Origin of the sequence: Stappia sp. (assembly GCF_965276915.1) — a bacterium.
Classification (GTDB): Bacteria; Pseudomonadota; Alphaproteobacteria; order Rhizobiales; family Stappiaceae; genus Stappia.
The window spans coordinates 2,602,186-2,613,248 of sequence record NZ_OZ255709.1 but is presented as its reverse complement, the minus strand read 5'-3'; the positions used below and the strand labels follow the sequence as shown (position 1 = coordinate 2,613,248).

Annotated in this window: 10 protein-coding genes and 1 pseudogene; 8 read left to right on the top strand and 3 right to left on the bottom strand. The window is 62.8% G+C overall.

Features of this window, described 5'->3' with window-relative positions:
• Positions 1-54 precede the first annotated feature (54 nt).
• A complete protein-coding gene (locus tag ACQY46_RS12185) occupies positions 55-1,116 on the bottom strand; it encodes a 2Fe-2S iron-sulfur cluster-binding protein (RefSeq protein WP_428696309.1) in 1,062 nt (353 codons plus the stop codon).
• Between the two features lie 4 nt (positions 1,117-1,120).
• Positions 1,121-2,359, bottom strand: coding sequence for an aromatic ring-hydroxylating oxygenase subunit alpha (locus ACQY46_RS12180; protein ID WP_428696308.1), 1,239 nt, complete (start codon positions 2,357-2,359; stop codon positions 1,121-1,123).
• Positions 2,360-2,509: 150 nt separating this feature from the next.
• Between ACQY46_RS12180 and ACQY46_RS12175 the strand changes: the two genes are divergently transcribed.
• The 8 genes from ACQY46_RS12175 (at position 2,510) to ACQY46_RS12140 (ending at position 10,246) form a co-directional block, all read left to right on the top strand.
• Positions 2,510-3,388, top strand: a complete 879-nt coding sequence (locus tag ACQY46_RS12175; RefSeq protein ID WP_428696307.1) for a LysR substrate-binding domain-containing protein — start codon at positions 2,510-2,512, stop codon at positions 3,386-3,388.
• A 242-nt stretch (positions 3,389-3,630) separates the two neighbouring features.
• Complete coding sequence (locus ACQY46_RS12170; RefSeq protein WP_428696306.1) at positions 3,631-4,569, top strand: ABC transporter permease; 939 nt, start codon at positions 3,631-3,633, stop codon at positions 4,567-4,569.
• Positions 4,570-5,424 carry an ABC transporter permease gene (locus tag ACQY46_RS12165; RefSeq protein ID WP_428696305.1) on the top strand — a complete coding sequence of 285 codons (855 nt, stop codon included), beginning with the start codon at positions 4,570-4,572 and terminating at the stop codon, positions 5,422-5,424.
• Position 5,425: 1 nt separating this feature from the next.
• Positions 5,426-6,970, top strand: coding sequence for an ABC transporter substrate-binding protein (locus ACQY46_RS12160; RefSeq protein WP_428696304.1), 1,545 nt, complete (start codon positions 5,426-5,428; stop codon positions 6,968-6,970).
• 53 nt (positions 6,971-7,023) lie between these two features.
• Entirely contained in the window at positions 7,024-7,629 is a 606-nt protein-coding gene (locus ACQY46_RS12155) for a hypothetical protein (protein WP_428696303.1), read from the top strand.
• 2 nt (positions 7,630-7,631) lie between these two features.
• Positions 7,632-8,231 (top strand): hypothetical protein, encoded by a 600-nt coding sequence (locus ACQY46_RS12150; protein WP_428696302.1) that lies wholly within the window; start codon positions 7,632-7,634, stop codon positions 8,229-8,231.
• A gap of 69 nt (positions 8,232-8,300) precedes the next feature.
• Positions 8,301-8,864 carry an AAA family ATPase gene (locus tag ACQY46_RS12145; RefSeq protein ID WP_428696301.1) on the top strand — a complete coding sequence of 188 codons (564 nt, stop codon included), beginning with the start codon at positions 8,301-8,303 and terminating at the stop codon, positions 8,862-8,864.
• 161 nt (positions 8,865-9,025) lie between these two features.
• Positions 9,026-10,246, top strand: coding sequence for a class I SAM-dependent methyltransferase (locus ACQY46_RS12140; protein WP_428696300.1), 1,221 nt, complete (start codon positions 9,026-9,028; stop codon positions 10,244-10,246).
• A 34-nt stretch (positions 10,247-10,280) separates the two neighbouring features.
• Here ACQY46_RS12140 and ACQY46_RS12135 read toward each other — a convergent pair.
• Positions 10,281-11,019, bottom strand: a pseudogene (locus ACQY46_RS12135) (IS5 family transposase).
• Positions 11,020-11,063 lie beyond the last annotated feature (44 nt).

Below are 11,063 nucleotides of genomic sequence, written 5' to 3'. Positions count from 1 at the left end.
CACGCAACGCGGCGCCCGCGGGAAAGCATCCCGCGGGCGCTTTTTTTTGCGTTTTCAGGCCTCGATCGCGACCCGGCCCAGCGGCCGCGAGCAGCAGGCAAGGATGTATCCGTCCTCGATATCCTCGTCGGTGATGCCCCCATTATGCACCATGTGCACCTGACCTTCGGTCTTGAGCACCTTGCAGGTGCCGCAAATGCCCATGGAGCAACCGGACGGAATGACGAGCCCCTCCCCCTTCGCGGCCGCCAGGATGGTGTCGGCCTCGCTGCAGCGGGCGGTCACGCCGGAGAGCGAGAACGCGATCTCCGCCTGGTTCTGTTCGTCGGGCAGCACGTCCTCGGGAACCTCCTCGGCGCTTTCCAGTTCGCCGGAGAAGCTTTCCTGGTGATAGCGGTTCATGTCGTAGCCGAGCGCGGCAAGCGCCTCGCGCACCGCCAGCATGAACGGCTCGGGACCGCAGCAGAACACCTCCCGCTCCAGGTAGTCCTGCGCCATCAGGCCGAGCATGATCTGGTTGAATGCCCCCCTGTAGCCGACCCAGGGCCGGAACAGGTCGGGTTCGTCGACCACCCATTTCACGTCGATCCCGACGATACGCGATGCCATCAGCTCGACCCTGTCGCGCAGGATGATCTCCGAGGGACGGCGTGCGCAATTGATGAAAACAACGTCGGGCTCGCGCCCCGAATCGTAGAGCCAGGTGGTCATCGCCACCATCGGCGTGATGCCGGACCCGGCCGAGATGAACAGGTATTTGTCGGCCGGATATTCGGCGATGGTGAACTTGCCCAGGGGGCCGATGGCCTTGAGGCGCATGCCCTTTTGCAGGTTTTCGATCATCCAGCGCGTGCCGATGGAATTGGGCTGCGCCTTGACTGTGACCGTCAGCGCCATCGGCCGCGAGGGCGAGGACGACACCGTGTAGGTGCGATAGAGCGGACCGCCGGGGACAGGCAGTTCCAGCGTGATGAACTGCCCCGGGTCGTGATTGAACAGCGCGCCTGTCGGGCTGCGGAAGCTGAAGGTCACCACATTGGGCGCTTCCGGCGTGCGCGAGACGCATTCGAGCGGCTCGGCATCCGTCCAGAATGCGAGCTTTCCGGGTCGGGTCATCGGCTTACTCCGCCGCCACCTGGAGCGGCGCCGGCGCGCGCTGGAGCGCTTCGGCGTACCAGTCGACGAACTGGCTCACCCCGCTCTCCTGCCCCGGAGAATAGGGACCGGGGCCATAGGCCGGAGACAGGATCCCCTTCTGGTTGGTCTCGACGATCTCGCGGTCCTCGTCATTGGTGGCGATCCAGACCTCGCTCAGCCGCTTGAGGTCGTAGTCGACCCCTTCGACCGCGTCCTTGTGCACGAGCCAGGTGGTCGTGACCTCGGTCTCGGTCGGACCGACCGGGGTCACGCGGAAGGTCAGCGAGTGATCCGGCAGGAAGTGGTTCCAGGTCGAGGGATAATGGAACAGCAGCAGCGTCCCGGCGTCGCTCGGCGCGACACGGCCGAGATTGCGGGCAACGGCCGCCTTGCCGTCCATCGTGTAGCTGACGGCCCGCCCCTGAAGCGGCATCCGCGCGGCCCGGTACTGGCCGTCCGCCGACAAGTGGAACTGGGCCGGGGCGCCGGCTGCCTCGCAACGGTCGAAATGCGCCTGCAACCGCTCCGAGACGCAGCCATCCGCCTGGACGCCGGCGATCTCGGGATCAAGCGGGAAGGAGCGGCACAGGGCGGGATGATTGCTGCTGCAGTGGTAGCACTCGCGGTTGTTCTCCCACACCAGCTTCCAATTGCCTTTCTCGACGATGGTCGAGGTGAAGGCCACCTTGGCGTCGACAAGGTCATGCACCTCGACATAGGGCCGTATCCGCTGCGCGAAGAGGTCGAAGTCGGGAGGACTGTCCGACAGGCAGATATAGATCAGCCCGCCAAGGTTCCGCAGGCTGACAGGCTTCAGCCCGTAGTCGGCCGCGTTGAAGCCCGGCCCCATGTCATTGGCCCAGATCAGCTTGCCGTCGAGCTCGTAGGTCCACTGGTGATAGGGGCAGACGAGCCTGGCCACCTGCCCCTCGCGCGCGGCACAGATCAGCGACCCGCGATGACGGCAGGAATTGTGGAACGCGCGGATCTCAGCGTCGCGGCCGCGCACGATGACCACCTCGTAGGCGCCGATGCGCAGCGTGACATAGCTGCCCGTTTTCCCGAGCTGGCAGGCCGGGATCGCGTAGAGCCAGTCGCGGTAGAAAATCGCCTGCAGATCGAGCTCGTAGACCTCCGGCGAAATATAGAAAGGCTGCTCCAGGCTGAAGCCGGGGGCGCGGCGAGCGAGAAGCTCGCGGACGGAAGGCGCGTGGATCGTCATTGTCGTCACCCAGGCTCAGTGCATTCAACTGAGATAAAGTAATTCGTCCGAAATCCGGCTTTGACAATATCACTAAATTTCATCATGGATTACTTGAAGTAAACTGTAGCTCCTTGAAGAAGCCCGCAGCGCAGACGCAGCCGAAGCCCCATGTCGCACCCTTACGATTTCTCCTCGATGACCGCTCTCATCTGCTTCGAGGCGGCTGCGCGCAACACGAGTTTCAAGAACGCCGCGCGGGAGATGAACGTGACGCCGGCGGCCATCAGCCACCAGATCAAGGCGCTGGAAACGGATCTCGGCTGCGGCCTGTTCCTGCGTCATCACCGCGGCGTGGAGCTGACCGAAAAAGGCGCCTTCCTGTTCCTCGCGATCCAGCGCGGCTTCGAGGCGATCTCCGATGCCGTCACCCAGATCCGCGACCGCCCGGAAACGGTCGATGTCACGATCGGGACGACCACCGCCTTCAGTGCATTGTGGCTGACGCCCAAGATCACCGCATTCTGGAAGATCCATCCGGCCATCACCGTGTCGCAGATCATCAGCGACGTTCCCGGCATGACCGCCAGATGCGACCTCAGCGTTCACTACGGCAGCGCGCAGGAAAGCGGCGTCGAATATCGCGAGCTCTTTCAGGACCGGATCGTCGCGCTCGGCACGCCATGCTTTGCGCAGGAATACGGCATCTCCAGTCTTGAGGACCTGCACAAGGCCCCCCTCATCCATTCGAGCGGCAAGGAGACCGGCTGGACCTCCTGGGACGACTGGTTCGCCGCTCTCGACATGCCGGCCCCCAGGCGCCGCAGGCTCCATGTGAACAATTACATGATCGCGCTCCAGGCCGCGCAGGAGGATGTCGGCGCCGTGCTGGGCTGGGACGGGCTGGTGGGCAAGCTGATGGAGGACGGCCGGCTTGTGAAGCTCGTGCCGGAAAGCATTCCCTCGCCCGTGGCCTTTTCCCTGAAGATCCTTCCCCGTGCCTCGTCGAAGGCACGCCTTTTCGCGGACTGGCTGGTGGCCAGTTCCTGACGCCTCGAAGCGGGCTCGAGCGGATGCCGGCGCAGACGGGCGATGCCGCCGCCGCGTTGCAGCTCTCACCCCTGGGTAGACGGTCCCTCCAGCCCTGAAACCCGTGGTGGCTGTCGCAGGTTTTATTGAAGCAAAAACTCATCTTTCTTCGGCCATCGCATGGACGCCCGTCTGAAATCATGATTTCTACACTCATGTTTTAAAGGCGCCCGCGACGGGCGCCGGCACCCGCGCATCCGGTCATGGCTCGTCAACTCGCCCTGCGGCTCCTCTCGGCCTGTTTCCTGCTCCTGGTGATTTCCGTCGCCGGCTTCGCGCTGCTGCGGCTGATGCCCGGCGACTTCGCCGAAGTGCTGCTGATGTCGCAGATGGACGGAACCCTGCCCGATCCCGCCACCGTTGCCCGGTTTTCCGCCGAGAACGGCTTCGACCGACCGCTGCCGCTGCAATATCTCGCCTGGCTCGGCAATGTGCTTTCCGGCGATCTCGGCACGTCCTTCGTCACCGGCGAGCCGGTCATCGACGACATCGCGCTTCGCGTCGGCGCCTCGCTGCAGCTGGCGCTCACCGCCCTTCTCCTCGGCCTCGCGCTTGCCCTGCCGATAGGCGCGCTCTGCGCCGCCTTTCCCGGCAGCCTGCTCGACCGGGTGCTTGCCGGGATCGCCGTCATCGGCATGTCGATCCCGAATTTCTGGTACGCGCTGCTGCTTGCCCTCCTCTTCTCGCTGGTGCTCGGCTGGCTGCCGAGCGGCGGCCATGGCACGCCCGCCCACCTGGTGCTGCCGGCGCTGGTGATCGCCACGTCGATCACAGGCGTGCTCGCCCGCTATGTGCGCGGCTGCCTGCTGGAGGAATTGTCGCAGCCCTATGTGCGCACCGCGCGCGCCAAGGGCCTGTCGAATGCCCGTGTGCTTCTCACCCATGCCGCGCCCAACGTCTTCCCGGCGGTGCTGACCCTGACCGGCCTGCAATTCGCCCGCATCTTCGACGGAATGATCATCGTCGAGACGCTGTTCGGCTGGCCGGGCATCGGCCGGCTGATGGTGGAGGCGCTGCTGGCGCGCGACTATCCGCTGATCCAGGCCACGTTCCTCGTCGTCGCCTGCGGCTATGTCCTCGTCAATCTCGCCGTCGACTACATCATCGCGCTCTACGACCCGCGCACGCGGGGGGTGGTCTAGATGGATCGCGGGACGACCCGTTTCGGCATTGTCCTGAGGCGCCACCGCAGCGCGATGGCGATCGTCGCGGGAGGCGTTCTGTTCCTCATCCTGGCCGGACCCTGGCTCGCGCCGCACGATCCGCATCAGGCCGACATCCTCAACCGGCTGGCCGGACCGAGCCTCACCCGCCCGCTCGGCACGGACGCGATGGGGCGCTGCCTGCTCTCCCGCCTTCTCCACGGGGCGCGGCTGACGACCGGCGCGGCGCTCCTCGTCGTCATCGCGGCCGCCGGCCTCGGCACGCTGGTCGGGGCGCTCAGCGGCTATTTCGGCGGTGTCTGCGACCGGGTGCTGATGCGCCTCACCGAGGGCGTGTCGGTCATCCCGGCGCTGGCGCTTGCCATGGTCATCGCCGGGGTGCTCGGCCTTGGCCTCAACGCCGTCGTGCTGGCGCTCGCCTGCGTCCACTGGACCGACTATGCCCGGCTGGTGCGCAACGTCGTCATGGTCGAGAGGTCGAAGGCCTATGTCATGGCCGCCGAAGCGCTCGGTGTGCCCAGGATGACCATCATTCGCCGCCACCTTCTGCCCAATGTCGTCGTGCCGCTGCTGGCCATGGGCAGCTACTCGCTCTCCTGGGTGATCCTCGCCTTCGCCGGCCTCAGCTTCCTCGGTCTCGGCGTCGAGCCGGGCGCGGCCGAATGGGGGCGAATGGTCGCCGAGGCACGCAACCACCTGCGGGAGTATCCGCGCCTCGTCCTCGTTCCCGGGCTCACCATCATGGCCTTCGTCATCCTCATCAACCTCCTGGGCGATGCCTTGGGGGACCGCATGCGCGACGGCCGCGCCAACTACCTGACCACAAGGAGCTGACATGTCCTCCCTTCTGTCCCGACTGCGCGGAACCGTGCTCGCGGCGCTTGCCGCTGCGCTTCTCGCCGCGCCCGCCCCGGCCCTCGCCGAGGACGCCTCCGACACGCTCGTCGTCGCCACCATGTGGGAGGCGCTGCCGCTGTCCATGAAGCCGCGCCGCAGCCGCTTCTTCAACGAAAGCGAGATCCTCGACACGCTGGTCAAGCTCGACTTCGAGATGAACCTGATCCCGGGGCTCGCCACCTCCTGGGAGCGGCCGGAGCCGAAGACCTGGCGTTTCACCCTGCGCGAGGGCGTCACCTTCCATGATGGCTCGGCCTTCGACGCGGATGCCGCGAAGTTCTCGCTGGAGCGGGTGATCGCGCTGCTGCCCTACGCGGCCGACCTGCTCAACATCACCTCGATCCGCGCCGTCTCGCCGCTGGTCCTGGAGGTCGAGACCTCCGAGCCCTTCGCCGCGCTGCCGAACCAGCTCACCGACGCGATCACCGGCATCTATGGCAAGGCCTCCTTCGACGCCGCCGGCGAATTCGTCTCGCCGGTCGGCACGGGTCCCTGGAAATTCGCCGATTACCGCAAGCAGGACCGCACCATTGTCGAGCGGTTCGACGGCTACTGGGGCGAGGCGCCGTCGCTGAAGACGATCGAATATCGCTACATTCCCGACCACAACGCGCGGGCCCTGGCGCTGGAGACCGGCGAGGTCGACTTCGTCGTGCACCTGCTGCCCTCCGACGTCGCCCGCCTGTCGCGCGACGAGAAGTTCAATGTTTATGCGGAGGAAAGCGCCGGCATCTACTACGGCGCCTTCAATGCCGGCGAGAACAGCGTGCTGGCCGACGCCCGCATCCGCCGCGCGGTGAACCTGCTGGTCGACCGCGAGATCGTGGTGAAGGGCGCGCTCGACGGCATCGGCAATCCGGCCTGGACCTTCTTCCCCGCCACCTTCCCCTGGACGACCGAAGACGTAACCCCGCACAAGGTCGACCCGGAGGCGGCGGCAAGCCTCCTCACCGAGGCCGGCTACGAGAAGTCCGACGGCAAGTGGGTCAAGGACGGCGCGCCGCTCACCCTGCGGCTCCTCAGCTATTCGAGCCGCGCCGAGATGGCGACGATCACCGAGGCGCTCGCCATCCTGCTGCAGCAGCAGGGCATCGCCACCGAGATCCAGATGTTCACCTGGGAGGGGATGCTCGACCTCGTCAAGAAGGGCGAGTACGACGTCTCCGTCGTCTTCTGGACGCCGGAAATGACCGGCCATCCGGACCTGCACCTGAAGTCGCAGTTCCATTCGAAAGCCGGGCTGAACCATCAGTTCTGGGTCAACGAGGAGTTCGACGCGCTGGTCGACAAGGGCCGCACCCTCGACCCGGGACCGGAGGTGCTCGCCGCTTACGTCCGCGCCCAGCAGATCCTGCAGGACGACGCGCCGATCATCCCGCTTGTGCACAAGGTCTATGTCGCCGCATCGAAGGCCGGCGTCGAGGGCTTCCGCGTGCACCCGTCCGGCTTCTTCTACAACTTCAAGGCCGTGTCGAAGAAGTGACCGCCCTCACCGGCCGGCGGACGCACCGCCGGCCGGGCCATCCGGAGCACGCCATGGCTTCCTGCCTCTTCCTCAAGCCGATCAAGGGCGCCGGCGGCGACCTGCCGGACATTGCCGGCTTCGTCGACGACATCGACGAGATCGAACATTACGCACTGGAAACGGCCGACCTTTCCGCCTATCGGGCGCTGCTCGTTCCCGCCCATCTCGACCAGCGCTTCTTCGGCACGCTGGCGGGCAGGATCTCCGCCTTTCTCGATGGCGGCGGCACGCTGGTCTTCAACGGTCATGTCGCCTGGCCGATGCTGCCCGAGTTCGCGCCCTTTGAGGTGCTGCCGCAGGTGACGCTGGAGACGCTCGAGGTGCACCGGATCACGGACCATCCCGTCTTCGAGGGCGTCGACCCGCGCGAGCTGACCTACCGGCGCGGCGTCGCCGGCTTCTACGCGCGCGGCCACAACCCGCCGCCGGAGGGCGCCATCGCACTCAACGGCCTGGGGCCGGAGCGCGTGCCCTGCGACTGGCTCTACCACCGCCCCGCCGGCGGGCGCATCCTCATGCATGCCGGCAACGACCTTTGGATGTATGCCGGTGCGGCCGACACGACCGCCCGCATCGTCCCGCAACTCTGCCGCTGGGCAGCCGGACGGGAGGCCTGAGCATGGCGCGCATCACCGCCCTCGACAGCGGCACCTACTACCATCACCGCACGCTCTACGAGCCGCGCTATCGCGATTTCTTCGACGAGATCGTCTATATCCGCGACCTCGCCGAGACGGACCTGTCGGCGCACGAGATCGTGCTCGTCTCCTGCCGCACGGATCCCTCGCAACTGATCCCCTGCCGCCAGCAGTTCGCCGACTATCTCGCCGGCGGCGGCACCGTCGTCGCGATGGGCTCGACCGGCCAGCCCGCCTGGCTGCCCGGCATCTCCTGGCACGACACGCCGACGAATTTCTGGTGGTGGAAGGAAGGCGGCAGCCTCGGGCTTGAAGTCGTCGCACCCGGTCATCCGCTCTTCGCCCATATGACGCTGGGCGACGCCACCTGGCACCATCACGGCTATTTCGACGTGCCGGAGGGTGCGACCAGCCTGATCGACGTCGCCGGCAAGGGCTCGGTGCTCTACGACGACCGGGCGACAACGGGCGGGCGCATGCTGGTCACCGCGCTCGACCCGATGTATCATCATGGCAGCCATTTCATGCCCGCCACCACCCGCTTCCTCGACGGCTTCCTGCCGTGGCTGAAGAGCCTTTGAGCCCGCGCGGGGCTGCGCCGGGTTCCGCTTGCCGCCGGCTCTCGAAGACGACAGGACGATGACCCGCCCATGACCCGCCCGCCCCGCATCTACATCACCGGCGCCTCCTGCGCCGGCGTCACCACGCTGGGGGCAGCGCTTGCCGAACGGCTCGGCCTGCGCCACTTCGACGTCGACGGCTATTACTGGATGCCGACCGACCCGCCCTTCACGCAGAAACGTCCGCCGGACGAGCGCGTCCGCCTGATCGCCGCCGATATGGAGAAGGGGGAAGGCTGGGTGCTGACCGGCTCCTTCGACCGCTGGGGCGATGCCCTGATCGAGGATGTCGATCTCATCGTCTTCGTGACGACGCCGACACCCCTGCGCCTCGAACGCCTGAAGGCGCGCGAGCGTGAGCGCTTCGGCGACAGGATCGATCCCGGCGGCGACATGCACGAGATCCATACAGCCTTTGCCGACTGGGCGTCGCACTATGACGAGCCGGGCTTTTCGGGCCGCAACCGCGCCCGCCACGAGGAGTGGCTTGGCGCCCAGAGCGTGCCGGTGCTGCACATCGACGGCAGCCGGAGCGTGGAGGAGGCCAGAAATAATGTAATTGATGAATTTTATACTTCAGATTTACTTGAATAATTTTGAGAAAAAATGATATCTTGCTCAAGAACAAAATTATAAAAAAATATCTGCCAAGATTATATTTTATTGCAATTAACCGAGAAATTCCATCCAAGCAATTTCCAAAAGATTTCAAAAAGTATTGAAATCGATTTCCGGCTATGCTGCTATCATAAGAAATGGCAAATTATACTTCTGGAAAATTAGCATTCCGGCAGAAGGGGAAAATTGTGGAAAGAATTATATTCATCGACCATCCGAACCCCGATGAAAAAATTACTGGCCCGTGCGTGGTCGATGGCTGGACTGTATCTCCGGACGCCTCCGAATCTATTCAGATAAAAGTAAACGGCAAGGCCCACTCCGTCCACACGGTTCCAAGGCCGGATGTCGAGGCAGATCACCCAGGGCGAAACGGGAAAGGGTTTATATTTTTCCTTGATCCACACCCGGAAATCAATGAGTACTTTATTGAATTTTGTATTGGAAATGTAAAACGTGAGATTTTGGTTAAATTAGACTCTGAAACCTTACGAAAAGCCAAAAGCGCTATTGATATTCGAGCAAAACACAAGTCCTTTTTGAAAACCATACTCGCGTGTGCACAGTGCCGCATGCCAATTGGTGATTCAAGTATCGAAGGTCGCATTTGGGCTTGCGAGAACTGTGGCGAAAACTTTGATTGCCGTATGGGCTTGGACCTAATCCCCGAGTCTTACGAGGGCAAAGCGAATATCCAGTTCCAGGGTGCAATCTGCTCGCATGGCTACGACCAGCATGTAACGGACGTCATCGAGCGTGTGTCACAGGCCAACGGAATGGTATTGGACTGCGGCGCAGGGTGGCGCCATGCTATTCATCCAAACGTAATAACTACTGAAATACTGCGATATCCTTCAACGGACGTCGTTTCAGTCGGAGAAAAACTACCCTTTCAGGATGAATCTTTTGATGCCGTTATTTCTCTGCATGTCCTGGAGCACGTCGAGAATCCTTTTGTGTGTGCAAAAGAACTTATTCGCGTGCTGAAGCCAGGCGGAACAATTGTCGCATGCACCCCTTACATAGTTGGTGTTCACGGATTCCCATTTCACTTCTTCAACCCGACACCCTCGGGATTACATGCATTGTTTGGAAAATACGTCGATAACGCCGAGATATCCATTCCGCCAGTGGCACATCCCGTTGTTGCTCTCAAAGAATTACTGCGTGTTTATGCAGAACATTTCAATGAAACCGACCGCATTGAATTCAGAAATACAAAAATTGGAGATCTGATGGACTATGACACCGACGATCTTCTTTCCAATCACTTGACAAAGTCGTTCTACGAGAGTGGAATGTCGACGCTTGCGGCGAACTACATGATAACAGCTCGAAAATCAGAACATTCCCACTGAGTTTCCAAAATTCAGAGCGATCTAACCTTCAGACTCATAACCAGTAGCAGACAGTTGCCGCGATGCAGGGGGACGCGAGTAAATTTCTAGCGTTTCGGTCATAGCGAGTTGCGATCCTGCGAAACTCCTTGAGCCTGCCGAACATCCACTCGATCCCGTCTCTACCCTTGCAAAGGTATGGCGAGAAACAGTTTTTCCATTCCGTGTTTTGCGGGGCAGGATATTGGGCACAGACCCGCGAGCCTCCGCAGCTCGGCGGATGCGATCGCTGTCATAGCCTTTGTCGCCGTGCACAATGCCGTTTGCCGAAACGAGCGGCAAGAGCGCCTCAGCCCCTGTTAATTCCGAGACATTGGCTCCGGTCAGGTGAAAGGCGATTGGCCTACCTTTGTTGTCGCTCAGGGCGTGGATTTTGGTTCCCGGACCACCACGAGTCCGGGCATGGGCTTGAGCTCCCCCTTGCCGCCGTGGACGACCCGGTGTTCGCGAACGGCAGTGCTGTCGATCACGACTTCAAGCGCGGGGTAGCCGGCCCGGGACAGAGTGTGAAAGATCTCCGTCCAGATGCCCTTCTCGCACCAGCGGACAAAGCGATTGCAGAGGGCTTGCCTGGGTCCGTAGACCTCCGGAGTATCGACCCATTGACCGCCCGACTTCAAAACATGAATGATGCCGTTGATCACCCTCCGGTCATCGACACGAGCCTTCGTTGGTAGAAGCGGCCACAGCTTTGAAAACTGCTCTTCACTGAGCCAGAAACATCTATCGGACATCGCCAACTCCCACTTAAGAGTTTGAATCAGTAGTCAACTGATTT